The organism is Knoellia subterranea KCTC 19937 (assembly GCF_000768685.1).
Lineage (GTDB): Bacteria > Actinomycetota > Actinomycetes > Actinomycetales > Dermatophilaceae > Knoellia > Knoellia subterranea.
The window spans coordinates 69,862-89,330 of record NZ_AVPK01000010.1; the positions used below are offsets into that span (position 1 = coordinate 69,862).

The window sequence follows — 19,469 nt, forward strand, 5'->3', positions numbered from 1 at the left end:
TGAGGCAGGCCTAAGTCATGTGTGAGATATGCCCGTTACTCATCCGTAGTCACCACGACGGTGTATGCCGTCCGCCCGTCTCCCGCGTTGCCCCACCTGGTCCTCCATCCAGTCCACGACGCAGGCTCGCGCCCGAGGGTCGCGAGCCTGCGCGTGTGGCTCTTCCAGCTCGAACCGGTTGAAGTAGGCCCCGCGCAGACCCGCGAGTGCGGAGTCGAGGGCAACCCTCAGCACGGGCAGAACTCCGTCGTCGAGGGTTGATGAACTCGTGAGCCCACTCTCCCGCACCATCCGGGTGCGCATCTGGTGCGAAGGGTGAACGACGTTGACCGGCACGCCGCGAGCGCCGAGCTCGATCGTGGGACATGACGAGCGCCGTCTTGCTCCGCAGGTAGGCCTGGATCCCGTCGTAGCCCTGCGTGAACTCCAGGTCGTCGAGGTCAATGGGCGCCTGCCCCATGCTGCCGACCTGCACGATGCGACCACCGTCCGCGAGCGCCGGCGCCAGAGCCGTCGCGACGAGATGCGGAGTCACGGCGTTGACGGCCATCCGCAGCTCGAGCCCCGCAGCATTCGTCTCGCGGAGCATCGGGTCGACGCCGCCCCCAACGGCTGCGTTGTTGATGATGAGCCCGATCGGCCCACCCTGAGCCGCCTCGCGGCAGACCTCGGCCACCTGGGCGTGGTCGGAGAGGTCGCAGTCCCACACGATCGGCTGGGGAGCGCCCAGGCGACGCACTTCGCCCACGAGGTCGACGACCCGGCCGGGCCCTCGGACGGGCAGAAACAGTTGCCAGCCCCGTCGAGCCAGATCAAGGGCCACCTCTCGGCCCAGCCCCGAAGTCACGCCAGTCACCTATGCACTATTCATGCCTTGAACATTATCAAGCCTTTGATAGTTGCCAAGTCTCGTAGAGTGGGCGCATGGTCCTCGACGTCAGTGAACGCCTCGGCTTCGACATCAAGGCGACGGAGGTCGCCCTCATGGCCCGCAAGGCCACTGCACTGCGCGAGGTGGGCCTGACGGTGGCGCAGTACGCCGCCCTCCTCACGCTGCGGGACAACCCCGGCATCACCGGTGCCGGCCTGGCGCGGAGTTGCCTCGTCACTCCCCAGGCGGCAGCGGCCGTCCTCAAGGCGCTCGAAGCCAAGGGGCTCGTCCAGCGCGAGAGCGATGACTGGAACCGCACTGCCCGCCCGGGCCGCCTCACTCCCGAGGGCGCCCGAATCCTGCGCAGTGCCGACGCGCGCGCATCCCGGATCGAGCAGCAGGTCCACGACGCGCTCACCCCGAAGCAGCGCGCCTCGCTCCGTCAACTGCTCGAGACCTGTCGCGCAGCTCTCGCCGACGACTGACCCTCCGGTATGCCGTCCGCCCGCCTCCCGAGGATCGCGCACCTCCCGGCCCTCCCACGTCGCGGAGGACCGACTTTGGCCCCGTGTCAGTGGACGATGACACGATCCGGTGCATGGACGACGTGCGCGCAACGCTCGCCCGGGACCGGCTGGCCACGCTCGAGCGGTTGGCCGACCTGAGCGACGACTTCGACCGGTTCGTGGACGCCTCGCGCGACAGCAACGCCGACGACGAGCACGACCCGGAGGGCGCGACGATCGCGTTCGAGCGGTCGCAGGTCGACGCCCTCATCCAGCAGGCGAGGCAGCACCTCGCCGAGGTCGACGCGGCGATGGAGCGGCTGGACGGTGGGACCTACGGCGTGTGCGAGCGGTGCGGATCCCCGATCGCTGCCGCGCGCCTCGAGGCCCGGCCCACCGCGCGCACCTGCGTCACCTGCTGACGCGACGGTCGGCCGGGTCCGAGCCGACCCCTCAGGGCCGACCGGAGGGTTGATGTGGGGTCCGGAGGGCAATGAACCCTCCGGACCCCACATGAACCCTCATGGGGAGCAAAAGTTGGGGCGCGCGGGCGGTCAAGGCTTTTGGGCGGCGAGGGCGGCGTCGTAGAGCGCCTTCTTGGACAGGCCCGTGGCCGAGGCGACGTCGGAGCACACATCCTTGAGCCGCTCCCCCGCCGCGACCCGGTCGAGGATGCCGGTGAGCTGGCTCTCCACGTCGCCCACCTCGACAACGGCCCCGGCGACGACAACAGTGATCTCACCCTTGACGCCGTCGTCGGCCCAGGCCACGAGGTCGACGAGCGTCCCGCGCCGCACCTCTTCATACGTCTTCGTCAGTTCACGGCACACCGCCGCGCGCCGGTCTCCCCCGAACACCGACTCCATCGCCGCGAGCGACTGGGCGATCCGGTGCGGCGCCTCGAAGAACACCATCGTCCGCTTCTCGTCCCGCAGCGCCGTGAGCGCCCGCAGCCGCTCCCCGCCCTTGCGCGGCAGGAACCCCTCGAAGCAGAACCGGTCCACCGGAAGCCCCGACACCGCGAGCGCCATGAGCACTGCCGACGGCCCCGGCACACACGTCACCCGGGCGTCGATCCCGACCGCCGCGGACACCAGGCGGTACCCCGGGTCGGACACGGACGGCATACCGGCATCCGTGACGACGAGAACGCGAGCGCCCTCGCGAAGTCTCTCGACGAGATCCGGCGTCCGCGACGCCTCGTTGTGCTCGTGATAGCTGACGACCGACCCACGCGGCGACACGTCCAGTGCGGAGCACAAACGGCGCAGCCGGCGCGTGTCCTCGGCGGCGATGACGTCTGCCGCCTCCAGCTCGGAGGCCAACCGCGGAGCCGCGTCGCGCGGGTCGCCGATCGGAGTCGCGGCCAGCACCAACACGCCCGTCTCGGTCATGTCAGCGATCCTACGGTCGCGGACCCAGCCCCCACACAGGTCGCTTTGCCTACGATGTGCCGGTGACCCGGACCGACGAGCTGCGCGCCCGCCTGCTCGGGACAACTCCCACCGATCGCCTCTGGGGCTGGCTCGGACCGCTGTTCATCGCGGCCGTCGGCGGGTTCCTGCGGTTCTGGCACCTGGACCGACCGCACTCCCTGGTCTTCGACGAGACGTACTACGTCAAGCAGGGCTGGTCGATGATCAAGTACGGCGTCGAGATGCGCGTCCAGGGCAAGAACGAGGCCGCCGACAAGCTCTGGAACGCCGGCAACGTCAACGTCTTCAGCGACCAGGGCGACATGGTCGTCCACCCACCCGTCGGCAAGTGGCTCATCGGCCTGGGCGAGTGGATCTTCGGGCCGACGAGTTCGTTCGGGTGGCGCTTCGCCGTCGCCGCGACGGGCACGCTGTCGATCCTCATCCTCGGACGGGTCGCCCGCCGGATGTTCGGGTCGACCCTCCTCGGCTGCATCGCCGCGCTGCTGCTGGCCGTCGAGGGCACCCACTTCGTCATGTCGCGCACCGGCATCCTCGACATGATCGTGTCGTTCTTCGCGCTCGCCGGATTCGCGGCACTCGTCGTCGATCGGGACCAGACCCGCGAGCGCCTGGCGAGTTGGGCAGGGACGCGGCCCACCGGCATACGCCTCACCTCCGGACCATGGTTGGGAGCCCGCCCCTGGCGCTGGGTCGCGGGGCTCATGCTCGGGCTCTGCGTCTCGACGAAGTGGTCCGGCATCTTCTTCATCGCCGTCTTCGGGCTGATGACGGTGCTCTGGGACTGGGGTGCGCGACGCGCCGTGGGGATTCGCCCGTGGGTGCGTGAAGGCTTCCTCAAGGACGGCCCGTATGCCGCGGTGCAGCTCGTCGTGACCGGTGCGGTCGTCTACGTGGTCTCGTGGGCGGGGTGGTTCCTCGGGTCGAACGGCTACCACCGGCAGTGGAACACCTTCCATCCGGGCGAGGGCATCCAGTGGCTGCCGCCGGTGCTGCGCAACTGGGTGAAGTACCACCAGGACATGTGGCAGTTCAACACCACTCTGTCGACTCCGCACTCGTACCAGTCGAACCCGTGGGGCTGGATGGTGCAGGCGCGGCCGACGTCGTTCTTCTACGAGGGGACGAAGCGGGGCGAGGGATCCTGCGACGTCGACTCGTGCTCGCAGGCCGTCCACACCATCGGCACGGTGTCGGTGTGGTGGGTCGGGATCGTGGCGCTCCTCGTGTGCCTGTTCTTCTGGGCGGTGAAGCGCGACTGGCGTGCGGGGGCGGCGCTCGCGGGGATCGTGGCGGGGTACGGGCCGTGGTTCATGTATCAGCACCGCACGATCTATGCGTTCTACTCGGTCGCGTTCGAGCCGTATGTCGTGCTGGCGATCGTGTTCTGCATCGGGTTGCTGCTCGGCGGCGCGTCGGCGTCACGGGAGAGGCGGCGGATCGGGGCGATCGTCGTGGGTGGTTACCTGCTGCTGACGATCGGACTGTTCGCGTGGTTCTACCCGTTGTATGCCGCGGAGGTCGTGCCATATGCACACTGGTACCGCCTCATGTGGTTCCCGTCCTGGATCTGAGTGTCTGGTCCGAGTCTCTGATGTGAGTGGCTGATCTGAGTCGCTGCCGGACGTTGTCGGTGCACCCACCTACCGTGAGGGTGTGTTCTTCTTCCCCGGCGACGACGAGATCGTCCTCAGCCCCCACGACCTGCGCACCGCTGCCGAGTGCGAGTTCCGACTCGTGCGAGAGCTCGATGTGCTGCTCGGTCGAGCCCCACGGGTGGAGGAGCCGGAGAGCCTCATGCACGAGCGCATCGTCGAGCTCGGCCTGGCGCACGAGAGTCTCGAGTTGCAGCGGCTCCGGGACGACCACCCCGGCCGTGTCCGTGGGCTGAATCGCCCGGATGGCCACTCGCGGGAGGCCTACGGGGCGGCCATGAGCGAGACACTCGCGGCCCTGTCATCCGACGCCGAGGTGCTCGCCCAGGCCGTCATCTTCGACGGGACGATCCTCGGCTACGCCGACTTCATCGAGCGCACCCCCGAGGGTTGGCTCGTCAGTGACACCAAGCTCGCCCGTTCGGCCAACGTCCCGGCCCTGTTGCAGATCGCGGCGTATGCCGCGGTGCTCCAGTCCCACGGCGTGCCCACCGCCCCGGTGGCTCGCCTTGTCCTCGGCTCCGGTGAGCGCCACGACTACGCGTTGCAGGAGATCGTCCCGGTCTTCCACCGCCGCTGGGCTCGGCTCAAGGAGCTCGTGGCCGACCACCGCGCCGACGCCGGTCCGGGCACGTGGGGCGATGCCCGCTGGACCGCCTGCGGCCGCTGTGACGTCTGCGACGCCGAGGTGACCGCGCACCGCGACCTGCTCCTCGTCGCGGGCATGCGCACGACGACCCGACGGCGGTTCGTCGACGCTGGCATCCAGACGATCGACGACCTGGCCACGGCAGAGGGTCCCGTGGAGGACGTGCAGGACCACCGGCTCGAGCGGCTCCGCGCGCAGGCGCAACTCCAGTTGAGGGCCGAGGCCGAGAGGTCCGTTCCTTTCGACGTCATCGACGAGGCGGCGATCCGTCGCCTCCCCCGTCCGAGCGCGGGCGACATCTTCTTCGACTTCGAGGGTGACCCGCTGTGGAGTGAGCGGGGTTCGAGCGTGTGGGGCCTCGAGTACCTCTTCGGTCTCGTCGAGGTCGACACGGACGCCCCTGTCTTCCAGTCGTTCTGGGCGCACGACCGGGCGCAGGAGAAGCAGGCCCTCATCGACTTTGTCGACTACGTGGAGAAGCGTCGGGCGACCTGGCCGGGCCTGCACATCTATCACTACGCGCCCTATGAGACTGCCGCGCTCAAGCGGCTCGCGGCTCGGCACTCGGTGTGCGAGGACGCGGTCGACCAGCTGCTGCGCGACGGAGTCTTCGTCGATCTGTATGCAACGGTGCGCGCCGCGATTCGGGTGGGCCAGCGGTCCTACTCGATCAAGAAGCTCGAGCCCCTCTACATGGGTGCCCGCACCGCCGACCTCCAGAAGGGCGACGACTCGATCGTCGAGTACCACCGGTTCATGATGGCCCGGACGATGGAGCGCTGGGACGAGGCCACGCAGATCATCGACGGCATCGCCGAATACAACGAGGACGACTGCATCTCGACGTGGAAGCTGCGGGACTGGCTCATCGAGCGGGTGCCGGACGGCATCGTGGGTGCGCCGGGTGAGGCGCAGCAGCAGCGCGAGGTCCGCGAGGACCGACAGGCGCAACTGGCCCTCGAGGCCGAGCTGCGGGCGCTCGTCGACGACATTCCACCCGCCGATCGCACGGCCGAGGACCACGCCGTCGCCCTCGTCGCGTCGGCCGTGCTGTTCCACGCACGCGAGGACAAACCCTTCTGGTGGGAGCACTACGACCGGATCGCACAACCCGTCGGCAACTGGCAGCGCTCCAGCGGTGTCGCGGTCGTCGAGGGTGAGGCCGAGCTCCTGGAGGACTGGCACAAGCCGACTCCTCGCAGCGGCGCCAAGCGTCGCTATTCGGTGCTGGTGAACCCGGTGGGTGGCACGCTGCTCGAGCTCGGGAACGTCACGGCGCTCTATGCCGCGCCGCCGGCCTTCCCACCCGCCAAGGACCACCAGGAGACCAACGCCCACGCCAAGAGTCCCAGCACCACCGAGGTGATCGAGGCCGAGGAGGTGCTCGGCGACAACGGCCGCATCCGTCAGCGACTCACCATCCTCGAGAACGCCCCCGGCAGGTCCGAGATCGATGTCTTCCCGCTCGCCTTCGTGCCCACCGGAACCATCCCGACCAAGTCCATCGACGAGGCCATCCGTGAGATTGCCGAGGACGTCCGGGACTCGCATCCCGTGCTTCCCGAGCGGTCCGGCATCGACGTGCTGCTCCGTCGCGGTCCGCGGCTGCGCGGTGGGGTTGCGCTGCCCGCCGTGGGAACGGGCGACGAGCGCTTTGTCACCTCGATCGGCGACGCACTCCTCGGCATGGACGACTCCTTCGTCGCCGTGCAGGGACCGCCCGGAACGGGCAAGACCTACGTGGGCGCACGGGTCATCGCCCGGCTCGTCCGCGACCACGGGTGGAAGGTCGGCGTCTGCTCCCAGGGACACGCCGCCATTGAGAACATCCTGACCGCCGTCGTGGCCGCGGGCCTCCCTGCCGACCAGGTGGCCAAGGCTCCCAAGCACACCGACGCACCCACGTGGACCGCGCTCAAGCATTCCGACGACATCCCGGCCTTCATGGCCGACCTTGCCGGCGAAGGCAAGGGCTGCGTGATCGGTGGCACCGCGTGGGACCTCACGAACACCAAGCGCGTCGAACGCGGTGAACTCGATCTCGTCGTCATCGACGAGGCGGGGCAGTTCTCTCTGGCCAAGACGCTCGCCGTCTCGGCCGCGGGAGCCCGGTTGCTGCTGCTCGGTGACCCCGCCCAGCTGCCCCAGGTCTCCCAGGGCGTCCACCCCGACCCGGTCGACGAGTCCGCCCTCGGCTGGCTCGCAGATGGCGAGTCGCTCGTGCCGCCAGAGCTCGGCTACTTCCTCGAGACGACATGGCGCATGCACCCGCAGCTCACCGAGGCCGTGTCGCAGTTGTCGTATGCCGGGCAGCTCACCTCCGAAACCCGGGTCACCGCCGGCCGCTCGCTCGACGGTGTCGAGCCCGGCATCCACGTGGTCCAGGTGGAGCACCGTGACAATCGGACCTCTTCGCCGGAGGAGGCCGCTGCGGTCGTCGGCCTGATCCGAGACCTGCTCGACCGGACGTGGGTCGCGACGGACGACGACGACGCCCAGGCGGGGCGGCCCCTGAGCGAGACCGACTTCTGCGTGATCACGCCCTACAACAGCCAGATGGGCGCCATCAAGGCGGCACTGCGCGAGGTCAATCTCGACGCGGTTCCGGTCGGCACGGTCGACAAGTTCCAGGGTCAGGAAGCGCCGATCGCCATCCTGTCGCTGGCGGCCTCTTCCCACGGAGACGTCTCCCGGGGCATGGGCTTCCTCCTGGACCGGCATCGGCTCAACGTCGCGGTCTCCCGAGGCAAGCACGCGGCATACATCGTGCACTCCACGGGACTGGCCGACTTCCCACCGAACAGCGCCAGCGAACTCATCGCGCTGGGAGCCTTCCTCGGGCTGACCGAGCGTGCGGTCGAGTCGACGTCGCCCGCGGCGACCGCGTCAGCGGGGCTGCGCGCCTGAGTCCTCCGGATCGACGGGCTTCTCGAAGTCGACGTCGATCTGTTGGTACTGCTTGAAGCGGCCGATCCTCGCCTGCTGCGCGTAGGCGCGACGGTCCCCGTCCGTCAGGACGACGTTGTCGGTGAAGAGCGTCAGGAGTGCCCGGGGATACAGATGGTTGCGTCGCACGACATCGGCCTCGGCGAAGAACACGACGCCCAGCGCGGCTAGGTGGAAGAACGCGAAGAGGCCGATGACGATGCCGAAAACGCTGTTGATCGCCGAGGTCGTGTTGACGGCCCGCTCCACGAACCCGACGCCGAAATACTGCAGGCCCTGCCACGTGAGGGCGGCGCCGAACGCTCCGACGGCGACGTCGCGCAGGCGCAGGTTGAGCGCGACCGCACGACGCATGCCGAGCGCAAACACCAGGGCTGTGCCGAGGAACGTTGCCACGACGACGCCGACCCGGGTCGTCGCCGGGAAGTCGTCGCTCGCCCGGGCGCTGACGATCGAGATCGTCGTCGTGATGATGACGAACAGCAGCACCGTGAGGAGCAGGAGGAAGCTGCGGCCGCGTGAGTGGAAGGGGTTCGGCCGGTTGTTGCGTGGCACACCCCACACGGTGTTCATCGCGTACTGGAACGCCTGGCCGATGCCGAGCCCGCCGTACAGCGCGACGACGCCGCTGATGATGACGCCGGTGATGCTCCCGCGCAGGGCCGCCGGCTCACTCAGTTGGTCGCCGATGACGGGGATCTCGGACAGGGCCGAGTCGATCATGCGTTGCTGGAGATCGGGATAGTTCTGGAGCACGAGGCTCAATGCCGTCGTGAAGATGAGGAGCAGCGGCAGGAACGACAGGAAGGAGTAATACGCAATGAGGCCGACGAGATAGCCCGCCTGGTCGTCATAGAACTTGTAGATGACGGCAAGTGGGTACCCGAGGATGCGGTGCTTGCGCTGGAATCGGTCCAGCGGCCCGACGGTCGCCACCTGAGAATCCCACCACATCACGGCGCCGGTGACAGACAGCCATGCGAGAAGTCGGGTCCTCGAGTGCCGTCGACACGCTGGTCGTCGGCCGAGCGCGCGCGGCCCAGTGCCATAGTGACGGGGTGATGACCGCTGACGATCTCGCACGTGCTCTGGGGCAGACGTTCGTGCGACTCGTCGGCGCCGGTGAGGACCGGGTGGTCCGGGACGTGGAGATCGTGGAGGCCACGGACCCGGCGCGGACGGAGCGCAGTGACCTCGTCGTCGCGGTCGGTGTCCGCAGCGCCGAGGAGGCACTCGCCCTCGTCGAGGCCGCCCGGGAGTCCGCGGGACTGGTGCTCCGCCGTCCGTGGTCGGAACTGCCCGAGGTCAGGTCCGAGTGCGCGGCGCACGAACTGCCGCTGCTGGAGTGGACCGAGCAGAGCACGTGGACGACCGGCCTGACGGCGCTGCGCTCGGCGGTCGAGGTCGCTCCGGGCGGGTCAGCCGGCGGCAGCGGACACGGACCGGCCGACCAGGTCTATGGCGACCTCTTCCAGCTGGCCGACACGGTCAGCGCACTCCTCGACGCGCCGGTGACGATCGAGGACGCCACCTCGCGAGTCCTTGCGTATTCGAGCGGCCAGACCGACGTCGACGCGGCCCGGATGTCCACCATCGTGGGGCGGCGTGTCCCCCGCGCGACGCGTGAGCACTTCCGCTCGCTCGGTGTCTTCAAGAGGTTGGCGCGTTCGGACGAGCCGTTCCTCGTGCCGGCGGGGGCGAACGACGTCCGAGGTCGCTACATCGTGCCCGTCTGGGCCGGAGGTGAATGGCTCGGCTCGATCTGGGCGGTCGTCGACGGCCCCACCTCGCCGGAGCGGCTGGGCAAACTCCCCGCCGTGACGGAACTCGTCGCCCTGGGCCTGCTCCGATTGCGGTCACAGAGCGAGTTGCACCATCAGGTCCATCTCGACCAGGTCCGCCGCGTCCTGCGCGGCGCCGTGACGCAACGTCCGCGATGGCTCGACGACGGTCCGTGGCGAGTCGCCGCGGTCGACGGGCCGGCATCGCTCGACGCCGACGCCAGCCGCGAGGTCCTGCTCGGGCTGAGCCGCCGCTATGGCTGGCGCCAGCCCCTCATCGTCGATCTCGACTCCACGGTCTACGCCATCCTGCACGGGCGACACGGGCCCGGCAGCCTGTCGTGGCTGACTGAGCTCGCGACCTCGCGCCTGAAGAGCACCGCCGCGACGCGGTTGGTCGTCGGGAGGGAGGTTCATTCCGTCGGTGACCTCCAGCAGTCCCTCGCCGACGCCACGGAGCTGCTGTCGCTGAGTGACAGCCTGAGCAGGAACGAGGGTGAGAGCGCCGCCAACCGAGCCGTCATCACCTTCGACGACGAGTGGCCATCGCTGGTGCTCGGACGCGCTGTCCGTGGTCAGGTTGGCCGCTCGTGGGCCACACCGCTCGCCGAGCTCCTCGGTGTGGGCAGCACGGCGGACGCGGCGGCTCCGGCGGGTGCGGCCAGTTCGGATGGCATCAACCGAACGAACGGCACGACGTCGTCGACGCGTGGCGACTGGGCCGCGACACTCGAGGCGGTCCTCGACCACTGGGGCGAACCGCAGAAGGCCGCACGCAGCCTCGGGGTTCACGCCAACACGATCCGCTACCGACTGGCCAGGTTCGCCGAACTGTGCCCGGTCGATCTCGATGACCCGCGGCAACGACTCGCCGTGCGCATCGAGCTGGCCCGCCTCCGCGAGGAGCAGGCGGGCAGGCTCGGAACGACTACCGCAGTGGGTCGACCGCGCGCAGCGACTCCGGGCAACGCCCTGTCGTGATCTGCTCCGCGAGGAGCTTGCCCGTGACCGGGCCGAGGGTGACGCCCCACATGCCGTGGCCACCGGCGACATAGACGCGCGGGTCGTTCGAGGCGCCGATGAGCGGCAGGCCGTCAGCGGTGCAGGGTCGGGCGCCGACCCACTCGTCCTCACGCTGGTCGAGGTGGGCGCCCTTGAGGAGCGTGCCGGCCTCCGTGACCAGGGCGTTGATGCGGCGCGGGTCCATGGGCGCGTCGACGTCGCGGAACTCCATCATTCCGGCGATGCGCAGGCGGTCACCCACGGGCGTGCACGCGACGCGCTGCGTGGGGAAGTAGACCGGCCCACGGGGGACGTCGTCGACCTTGACCGTGAAGGAGTAGCCGCGGCCGGCCTGCACGAGACGTCGCACACCGAACGGACGGGCGAGGTCGCCGAGGCGAGCGCCGGTTGCGAGCACGGCGGTGTCGTAGCGCTCGCCGGCAACGACGACCCCGGTCTTCGAGGACTGCACGGCGTCGACGTCGACACCTTCGACGATGCGACCGCCACGGCGGAGCACGGCGTCGGCGATGGCGTGGACGTAGGTCGACGGGTCGATGAAGCGCTCGTCGCGGATCCGGATGGCCGTCTCGATGTCGTCGGCCAGAGCCGGCTCGTCACGGCGGGCCTGGGCCCCGTCCACGACGTCGAAGTTCACGGACTGGCCGCAGGCCGCGATGTGCTCGAACTCCTCGAGGAGGGCGCGGCTGTCGGCAACGGACTTGAACGCGGCGGTGAAGGGCTCAGCCGCCATCGTCCGGGCGGTCACTCCGCCACGCTCCAGCTCGGCGTAGGCGTCGAGGGCACCGTTGTTGAGCGGGATGAGGGCCCGCATGGCCTGCTGCCAGCGCGCGGGAGTGCAGTTGCGCGCGAACTGCGTGAGGAAGCGGAGGAGCCGTGGGTTCGCCGTCGGCGGCACATAGACCGGCGACGACGGGCTGAGGACGGCCTTGAGGCCGTACTTGAGAACCGACGGCTCGGGGAGCGGGACGGCGATGCTCGGGGTCAGCCACCCGGCGTTGCCCCAGCTCGAGCCAGCCGCGACACCATCACGATCCACGACCGTGACGTCGACACCGGCCTCCTGGAGGAACCACGCGGTCGAGAGACCGACCATGCCCGCGCCGAGGATGACGACGCGCTGCGGGGACTGAAGCGAGGGAGCCGAGGTAGCCATGGCTCCAGTCTCGGGCCCCGCCATGGTCAGCAGTGACCCCAGGAGCACAAAGTCGCGCCGGAGAATTGTGCTCTCACCACAACCGGGTCGCCACATCGAACCAGCGTCGAGCGCTGATGTCTGGACCTACGTCTCGGTCGGGGGTTGGGCCACAACGGACGGCGGCCGTGGGCTGGAGTTCGTGGTCTGCACTCCGTTCGCCGACGACCGGGCCGTGGAGCTTCTCGCGATGACCGTGTCCTACAACCGTGGAGGACGGCTCGGGATGGGGCACACCCTGCCGATCGGCGAGCCGTGGTTTCCGGGTTCGCGGTGCGACCACCTCTTGGTCAGCCTTCCCTACCCGTTCGGCACGCCCTCGAGTCGCGCTTCGAAGAAGTCGGCCTCAGGTACTGGCAGATCGATCGACCTTCGGTCGTCTGACCCCACGTACTCATCGCGGGTGGAGCTGAGGCGAGCCGTCGCGGGGGGCGCGCTTCGCGCGGAGGGGCTCCGCCCGTGCGAACACAGGACCCGCCGAATGCCGCATGCACATACTCGAAATGACCGAAGGACCAGACGCAAAGCGTGTCTGGTCCTTCGGTCATTCGGTGGAGCTGAGGGGATTCGAACCCCTGGCCTTCTCATTGCGAACGAGACGCGCTACCAACTGCGCCACAGCCCCTTGAGCGGGCATCACGATAACACCGGGTGAGGCCGCGAACGAAACCGGACCACCCGGCATACGCTCACTTCCATGCGCCTCCGTATGCCGTCCGCCCGCGTCGGCCGTGCCGACCCCGCTGACCTGCCGCGACTGGGGGCCCAGGCGCCCGATTCGCACCCCGAGCCCGCACCGCCCATGGCAGCCGCCCCGGGCGTCGACACCGACCCGGCGCACCAGCCCGCCGCCTGGCAGGTGCCGATGGGAGTGCGCACCGCGAGCGAGTGGTCGTGGCGTCTGCTCATCATCGCTGCGGCCGTGCTGGGGGCCCTGTATCTCTTCGCCTACCTGAGCGAGGTGACGGTCCCGCTCATCGTGGCTCTGTTGCTGTCGGCTCTGCTCTACCCCGTGACCCGCTTCCTTGCCCGGAACATCCCCCGCGGCGCGGCGGCCGGGCTGACCGTCATCGGCACCCTCGCCCTCATCATCGGCGCCCTGAGTTTCGTCGGCTCGCAGTTCACGTCGCAGTTCGGCGACATCAGCAGCCAGGTCGGCCAGGGCGTCGACGAGGTGCGCGGTTGGTTCCGCGACACGTTCGGCATCACCGACACCCAGGTCGAGGAGTGGATCGACCAGGCCCGCGAGACCGTGAGTTCGAGCGGCGGCAACCTCGGGCAGACGGCCGCGCAGGCCGGGCTCACCGTGACCCACCTCGTCGCGGGCTTCTTCATCGCGATGTTCGCGCTCTTCTTCTTCCTCTACCAGGGCGAGCAGATCTGGGCGTGGGTCGTGCGGCTCTTCCCGCGCAGCTCGCGCGACCGGGTCCACTCCTCCGGCGTCATCGCGTGGGGTCAGCTGTCGGCGTTCACCCGCGCGACGATCCTCGTCGCGGCCGTCGATGCCCTGGGCATCGGGCTCGTGGCGGCCCTGCTCGGCGTTCCGTTCGCGTCCGGTGTCGCAGTGCTCGTCTTCTTCGGCGCGTTCGTGCCGGTCATCGGTGCGGCGATCTCGGGTGCCGTGCCCGTGCTGCTGGCGCTGGTCGCGCTGGGCCCGGTGAAGGCGCTCATCATGCTCGGCGGCGTCATCGCCGTGCAGCAGCTCGAGTCGCACGTCCTCCAGCCGCTCGTCCTCGGCCGGGCGGTTCGGGTCCACCCGCTCGCGGTGATCCTCGGCATCGCCGCCGGTGTCGTCGTCGCCGGAGTCCTGGGAGCCCTCATCGCCGTGCCGCTCGTCGCGGTCCTCAATGCCGTCGGCCACCACCTGCTCGACGGCCGCGAGGTTCCGGCCGACCTCGCGCGGGAACTGGAGGAGGCGGAAGAGGCGGGCTGAGCCCGGGGGCGGGACGGCTGCTCAGCCGCCGACGATCCAGCGCTCGGGGACGTCGTCGTCGTATGCCGTGTCGTCGTCCACCGGGACCGGCGTCACTTCGGCGGTGGCCACCGGACGCTCCGCAGCCTTGGCCTTCATCGTGTAGGTCGGGCGCGGGACCGGCACCGGGTCCCAGGTGAGCGGCATGTCGTCCTCGTCGACGGCGGGCGCCGACGACTCGACAACAGCCACGGGCGCGACCTCGGCCACGACCGGCTCGGGCGCAACAGCAACCTCAGCGGTGTGCGCGGCGACATCGAACGGTGCCGCCTCGGCCACGACCACGTCGTCAGCGGTTTCCGTCAGCTCTGCCAGCTCTGCCACCTCGTCGGCGCCGGACTCGGCAGCGACCACGTCGCGTCGAACCGGAGCCTGCGTCCGAGCGGCCGGCGTCGCGGACACCCGCGTCGAGGCGACCGAAGCGCCGACCGGCTCTCGATCGACCCGGCCCTCGGCAGCCCGGCGGGCACGACCGCGGGCTGCGCGACGGGCACGCAGCTCGGCCTGGACACCGGAGCGGAGCCAGACGAACCCGGCTCCAGCCATCGTCAGCGGCACGACGACTGCCCACGGGACGAGCACGCCGACGAGCGACAGCACGCCGAAGACCACGGTGCCGAGGAGTCCGACGAGCACGACCATCCCGCGAGTGGCGCGGCCCGGCTGCATCGTGGGCTCGGCTGCAACAGGCTCGACCCGCGCGGCCGGCGCAGGGCGCTCGGCACGGACGGGGCGGTGGATCGAGACACCCGTGGAGGACGTCGTCGAGGGCACGGGGGCGCGGGCCTCGGCGCGCTTCACCGTGACCTGCGGACGGACCGCGCGAGCCGGGCTGACGGCATACGTGCGGGGTGCCTGCGCTCCGTGGTCGACGGACGGGAGCGGATCGCGGCGCTCGAGCACGCGCATCGTGCGAGAGAAGGCGTCGACCGACCGGATCGTGGCGAGGTGCTCGCGGCGACGGACCCAGTACTGGACGAAGTAGGCAGCCCAGATCCCGATGATGACCAGGAAGATGAGACTGCTCGGCTGCACGAATACGACGTTATGCGTGCGGGAGGTCAGTCAGTCGGACCCTTCTCGGTGTGTCGCGCACGTGACTGCTGTGACGTGTGGGTCAGACGGTCCATCACGGTGCACCCCTCGAGGTCCTCCGTCGTGAGCGCGAACGATCGGTGATCGCGCCAGTCGCCATCGATGTGCAACATCCGTCGGCGCAGACCCTCGTCCCGGAAGCCGAGCTTGCGGACGACCGCGAGACTGGCGGCGTTCTCGGGGCGGATATTGATCTCGATGCGGTGGAGCGCGAGTTCGCCGAACGCATGGTCGGCGACGAGCGCCAGCGCGGTGGGGATGATCCCCTTCCCCGCGACCGACTGCGCCACCCAATAACCGACGCTGCACGACCGGAACGACCCCAGCACGATGTTGCTCACGTTGATCTGGCCCACGAGGCGGCCATCGGTCTCGATGACGAGCGGGATCATCCGGCCAGCGAGCGCGTCCTCCTGAAAGAGCTCGACGAGATCGTCGAAGGTCCGCGCCGACGTGACCGGCACCGGCGACGTCGCGTCCCACGGCCCGAGCCAGTGCCGGTTGACGGCGCGCACCGACTGGTATTCGGCCGAGTCCTCCGAACGCAGTGGACGCAAGAGGATCGGCACGCCCTGCGGCGTCGTCCCGGTCAGCACCAGCGACCACTCTCGGCGCACCCGCGGCCACTTCACGTGTGATCACCCCCGCCGATCTGGCTGAGGGCGTGACCGAGGACCGGCTCGAGCACGGACAGCGCGTCCCGCACGCCACCGGTCGACCCGGGCAGGTTGATGATGAGGGTTCGTCCGGCGACTCCGGCGAGCCCGCGGGACAGCATCGCTGTCGGCACACCGCCCGCGACCCCGGCCGCCCGGATGCTCTCGGCGATCCCGGGCATCACCCGGTCGAGCAGCGGCGCCGTCGCCTCGGGGGTGGCGTCGGTGGGGCTGATCCCGGTGCCGCCCGTGGTGAGCAGCAGGTCGGGCTGCGCGGCGAGCGCTGCCGAGAGCGCCTCCTCGACGTCCGCGTCGGCCACGACGGTGGCGTCGTCGACCTCGGCACCCCACTCGCGCAACGTTTCGACGATGAGGGCACCACCCCGATCGGGATAGACACCCTGTGCCGCCCTGGTCGACGCCGTCACGACAACGGCCCGCCGCCCGTCCAGCGGCCGTGGCTCGCTCACTGCTCGGTCCAGTCGCCCGACCGCCCGCCGGACTTCGCGGTGACCCGCACGTCGGTGATGCGGGCGTGCTTGTCGACGGCCTTGACCATGTCGATGAGGGCGAGGGCGGCGACGCTCACCGCGGTCAGGGCCTCCATCTCGATGCCCGTGCGATCCGCGGTGCGGACGGTCGCGGCAATGTCGACGCCGTCGTCGGCAACCTCGAGATCGACCGCCGCCGCGTGCACGGCGACCGGGTGGGCGAGCGGGATGAGTTCCGGGGTCCTTTTCACTGCCTGTATGCCGGCCAGCCGCGCGACCGCGAGCGCGTCACCTTTCGGGACGGTCCCGTCGCGCAACGCTGCGACGGCAGCGGCGGACAGGAGGACGCGGCCGCGGGCACTCGCCTCGCGAGCGGTGACCGGCTTGGCCGAGACGTCGACCATGTGGGCCGTCCCGTCGGCCCGGACATGCGTCAGCCCCGAGCTCCCGGTCGACCCGCTCGCCTGCGTCGCCCCATTATCGGGTGACCCCACAAAGGCCCGCTCAACCCCGGGTGGCACGTCGGGCGAAGCGGACGTTCCTGGGGTCGAGCTGGGGTCATCGATGGCCACGGGTCAATTGTTCCCCACGAGCGGGAGCAACTGGACGGGGTCCCCCGGGCGGATCTTGCTGCGGTCCGCGGGCACGACGGCGAGATGCGTGGCGTCGGCGAGGGCGCCGAGCATGTGCGACCCCTGCCCGCCGGATGGACGCGCCCCCTCGGCGTCGAGCACCACGCGGGTGAACTCGACCTTGCCCTCGACCGTCGACCAGCCCTGCGCGGCCACGGCCTCGACGAGTGTGGGCTCGGGGTCGAGCCCGGCGAGCGCCCGCAGGACGGGAAGCACGAACACGTGGAACGAGACGAACGAGCTCACCGGGTTGCCGGGCAGCGTGATGATCGGCGTCTGCCGCTCCCCCACAACGCCAGCCCCTTGGGGCATGCCGGGCCGCATGGCGACCTTGACGAACTCGACGGTCCCGGTCGCGGAGAGGACCTCCTTCACCGTGTCGTAGGCGCCCATCGACACCCCGCCGGTCGTGAGGATGAGGTCGACGTCGCGGTCGAAGGCGACCAGACCCTCGACCGCCCGGGCCTCGTCGCGCAGACCGCCCACACCCGCGACCTCGGCGTCCGCCCCGGCGACGAGTGCCGCAAGCATCGGGCCATTGGAGTTGACGATCTCGCCGTGTCGAGGCGAGTGACCGACCGGGACGAGCTCGTCGCCGGACGAGAAGATCGCGACTCGCGGGCGGGCCGCAACCGAAACCTCCGGAACGTTCGCGGCGGCGATGAGGGCCAGCCGGCCGGGCGTCACCACCGAGCCTGCGCGGAGCACGACGTCACCGGCGAGCACGTCCTCACCCCGACGACGCAGGTGTCGCCCGGGCTCGGCCGCCAAAGAGAGCGCGGCACGCTCCACTCCCCCATCGCTGTCCTCGACGGGCACGACCGCGTCTGCGCCCTCGGGCAACGGCGCGCCCGTCATGATCCGCATGGCCACCCCGGGACGGAGCACGTGCGAGCGGGTGTCTCCCGCAGCGATGTCCCCGTCGACGTCGAGGACGACCGGCGACCCCGATGTGGCGCCGACGACGTCTGCCGAGCGGACGGCATACCCGTCCATCGCCGAGTTGTCGAAGCCGGGAAGGTCCACGCGGGCGACCACGTCGGCAGCGAGGACACGTCCGAGTGAATCGGAGAGCTCGACGGTCTCGGCGGGCAGAGCCGAGACGAGCGCGAGCACCGCGGCGCGGTGCTCCTCGACGGTCCTCACGCCTCACCCTCGAGGCGTGTGCCGTCCTGAATCGTGCGAGGCCCGTCGGGCGCACGGACCGTCACGTCACCGACGCACACTACGTCTCGCCCGAACGTCACGTCTCCGTCCACGGCGAGCGAGCGTGCCTCACGGATGGACGGCACCCCGTCGGGGAAGCGCGCGTCGAAGTCGTCGACGAACCGGAACTCGCTCGACAGGTCGATGAACGGCTCCTCGTGGTCGATGACGGACACCACCCGACTCGCATCGTCCAGGTCATAGAGGTCGGAGCGGACGAGCAGCAGTTCGTTCGTCGTCTTGACCGGCCGGAAGCGGTCGCGGGGGACGAAGAGCGCCTGCGACCCCTCGAACACCTCGACCGCCGTGCCCATCGACGACTCGATCTGGATGACTGGTGTCGAGTCCTTGCGCGTCGGGTCGACGGTCTTGCGGTTGACGATGATCGGCAGTTCGAGCACCCCGGCGCGCTGGGCGAGCTCGTCCGCGAGGACGTCGAGGTCGATCCAGAGGTTGTTGACGTGGAAGTACTCGTGGCGTTCGTTGTCCGCGAAGAAGGCCTCCTCGCCGGGAGCCACCTGGGCGGAGTCGCGCAGCACGAGTCGCCCGTCTGCGCGTCGCCGGGCGAGGTGCCCGCCCTTGCGGTCGTTGCGGGTCCGCTCACACACCTCGGCGACATAGGGCACGCCATCGCGCGCCATCCACGCCGGGATGCGCGGGTCGCAGACTGCCCCGAGATTGTCCGCGTTGGACAGGAAGAGATAGCGAAAACCCCTGTCCCGCAACGTATCCAGCAGACCGCTCGACTGGAGTGCCACATAGACGTCGCCGTGCCCCGGCGGGCACCACTCGAGCTCAGGGTCGTCCGGCCACGACACGGGAGTGAGGTCGTCGGCGCGCAGCTTGGGTTCGGCGCTCTGGAGGAAGCTCAGCGGGAGCCCTTCCACGGCGAGGCCACCGTGGCGTTCGAGGATCGCCAGGGTCTCGGTCTGCGTGCGGAACGAGTCCATGAAGACGAGCGGCAGGTCGACGTCGTGCTCGGCCCTCAGGGCGAGCACCTGCTTGGCGATGATGTCGAGGAAGGTCAGTCCGTCACGCACGGGGAGGGCGGACTTCGGTCCGCTCACGCCCATCGAGGTGCCCAGCCCGCCGTTGAGCTTGAGGACGACGGAGCGCGCGAGCCCCTCGCTCACTTCGTCGTCACTGACCTCGAGGTCGGCGAGGGCCTGGACGGCGCCCAGCGGCTCGATCGTGTCCTCCTCGATATAGCCCGTCGCCCCCTCCTCGAGCATCACGTAGAACCGGGTGAAGGCGGCGATCGCGCGCTCGTCCACGCCACGGGCGCGCATCAGGTCGGTGCTCTGCCGGAGTTGCTCCTCACGCATGCTCGTCACCCTAGGGGACCGACACGCACT

General features: G+C 69.8%; 16 protein-coding genes and 1 tRNA gene. 6 read left to right on the forward strand and 11 right to left on the reverse strand.

Going from position 1 to position 19,469, the window contains the following annotated elements; translation table 11 throughout:
* Positions 1 to 49: 49 nt before the first annotated feature.
* On the reverse strand, positions 50 to 847 hold the full coding sequence (locus N803_RS14885; RefSeq protein WP_169743105.1) for an SDR family NAD(P)-dependent oxidoreductase: 798 nt from the start codon (positions 845 to 847) through the stop codon (positions 50 to 52).
* Positions 848 to 924: 77 nt separating this feature from the next.
* Here N803_RS14885 and N803_RS14890 point away from each other — a divergent pair, with 77 nt between their 5' ends.
* Entirely contained in the window at positions 925 to 1,356 is a 432-nt protein-coding gene (locus tag N803_RS14890; RefSeq protein WP_035906764.1) for a MarR family winged helix-turn-helix transcriptional regulator, read from the forward strand.
* A 113-nt stretch (positions 1,357 to 1,469) separates the two neighbouring features.
* Positions 1,470 to 1,799 carry a TraR/DksA family transcriptional regulator gene (locus tag N803_RS14895; protein ID WP_035906837.1) on the forward strand — a complete coding sequence of 110 codons (330 nt, stop codon included), beginning with the start codon at positions 1,470 to 1,472 and terminating at the stop codon, positions 1,797 to 1,799.
* Positions 1,800 to 1,931: 132 nt separating this feature from the next.
* On the opposite strand, the gene rsmI is transcribed toward N803_RS14895, so the two are convergent.
* Positions 1,932 to 2,771 (reverse strand): 16S rRNA (cytidine(1402)-2'-O)-methyltransferase, encoded by an 840-nt coding sequence (rsmI, locus tag N803_RS14900; RefSeq protein ID WP_035906766.1) that lies wholly within the window; start codon positions 2,769 to 2,771, stop codon positions 1,932 to 1,934.
* A 62-nt stretch (positions 2,772 to 2,833) separates the two neighbouring features.
* Between rsmI and N803_RS14905 the strand changes: the two genes are divergently transcribed.
* Positions 2,834 to 4,387: a dolichyl-phosphate-mannose--protein mannosyltransferase gene (locus tag N803_RS14905; protein WP_035906769.1), complete on the forward strand. Its 1,554-nt coding sequence runs from the start codon at positions 2,834 to 2,836 to the stop codon at positions 4,385 to 4,387.
* Positions 4,388 to 4,469: 82 nt separating this feature from the next.
* Entirely contained in the window at positions 4,470 to 8,024 is a 3,555-nt protein-coding gene (locus N803_RS14910) for a TM0106 family RecB-like putative nuclease (protein ID WP_052112343.1), read from the forward strand.
* On the opposite strand, the gene N803_RS14915 is transcribed toward N803_RS14910, so the two are convergent.
* The gene (locus tag N803_RS14915) at positions 8,004 to 8,999 is read right to left on the reverse strand and encodes a YihY/virulence factor BrkB family protein (RefSeq protein WP_035906771.1); all 996 of its coding nucleotides are present in this window, start codon (positions 8,997 to 8,999) and stop codon (positions 8,004 to 8,006) included. The genes N803_RS14910 and N803_RS14915 overlap by 21 nt on opposite strands.
* Positions 9,000 to 9,124: 125 nt before the next feature.
* Between N803_RS14915 and N803_RS14920 the strand changes: the two genes are divergently transcribed.
* Positions 9,125 to 10,825 carry a helix-turn-helix domain-containing protein gene (locus N803_RS14920; protein WP_035906775.1) on the forward strand — a complete coding sequence of 567 codons (1,701 nt, stop codon included), beginning with the start codon at positions 9,125 to 9,127 and terminating at the stop codon, positions 10,823 to 10,825.
* Here N803_RS14920 and N803_RS14925 read toward each other — a convergent pair.
* Entirely contained in the window at positions 10,773 to 12,023 is a 1,251-nt protein-coding gene (locus N803_RS14925; protein ID WP_035906776.1) for an NAD(P)/FAD-dependent oxidoreductase, read from the reverse strand. The genes N803_RS14920 and N803_RS14925 overlap by 53 nt on opposite strands.
* Positions 12,024 to 12,614: 591 nt before the next feature.
* Positions 12,615 to 12,687: transfer RNA gene (locus tag N803_RS14930), tRNA-Ala, on the reverse strand.
* Positions 12,688 to 12,759: 72 nt separating this feature from the next.
* Between N803_RS14930 and N803_RS14935 the strand changes: the two genes are divergently transcribed.
* On the forward strand, positions 12,760 to 13,995 hold the full coding sequence (locus N803_RS14935) for an AI-2E family transporter (protein WP_245617310.1): 1,236 nt from the start codon (positions 12,760 to 12,762) through the stop codon (positions 13,993 to 13,995).
* Positions 13,996 to 14,016: 21 nt separating this feature from the next.
* Here N803_RS14935 and N803_RS14940 read toward each other — a convergent pair whose 3' ends face one another.
* The 6 genes from N803_RS14940 to N803_RS14965 all read right to left on the reverse strand — a co-directional run bounded on the left by N803_RS14940 (position 14,017) and on the right by N803_RS14965 (position 19,439).
* Positions 14,017 to 15,069: a hypothetical protein gene (locus N803_RS14940; protein ID WP_035906781.1), complete on the reverse strand. Its 1,053-nt coding sequence runs from the start codon at positions 15,067 to 15,069 to the stop codon at positions 14,017 to 14,019.
* A gap of 26 nt (positions 15,070 to 15,095) precedes the next feature.
* Positions 15,096 to 15,725: a GNAT family N-acetyltransferase gene (locus N803_RS14945; RefSeq protein WP_245617312.1), complete on the reverse strand. Its 630-nt coding sequence runs from the start codon at positions 15,723 to 15,725 to the stop codon at positions 15,096 to 15,098.
* A 32-nt stretch (positions 15,726 to 15,757) separates the two neighbouring features.
* On the reverse strand, positions 15,758 to 16,255 hold the full coding sequence (locus N803_RS14950) for a MogA/MoaB family molybdenum cofactor biosynthesis protein (protein ID WP_035906783.1): 498 nt from the start codon (positions 16,253 to 16,255) through the stop codon (positions 15,758 to 15,760).
* A complete protein-coding gene (moaC, locus tag N803_RS14955) occupies positions 16,252 to 16,680 on the reverse strand; it encodes a cyclic pyranopterin monophosphate synthase MoaC (RefSeq protein WP_156969811.1) in 429 nt (142 codons plus the stop codon). Before moaC ends, N803_RS14950 begins: the two co-directional genes overlap by 4 nt.
* Positions 16,681 to 16,851: 171 nt before the next feature.
* Positions 16,852 to 18,054 (reverse strand): molybdopterin molybdotransferase MoeA, encoded by a 1,203-nt coding sequence (locus N803_RS14960; protein ID WP_035906784.1) that lies wholly within the window; start codon positions 18,052 to 18,054, stop codon positions 16,852 to 16,854.
* Complete coding sequence (locus N803_RS14965) at positions 18,051 to 19,439, reverse strand: UTP--glucose-1-phosphate uridylyltransferase (protein WP_035906785.1); 1,389 nt, start codon at positions 19,437 to 19,439, stop codon at positions 18,051 to 18,053. The genes N803_RS14960 and N803_RS14965 overlap by 4 nt, the downstream gene beginning before the upstream one ends.
* Between the last annotated feature and the right edge of the window lie 30 nt (positions 19,440 to 19,469).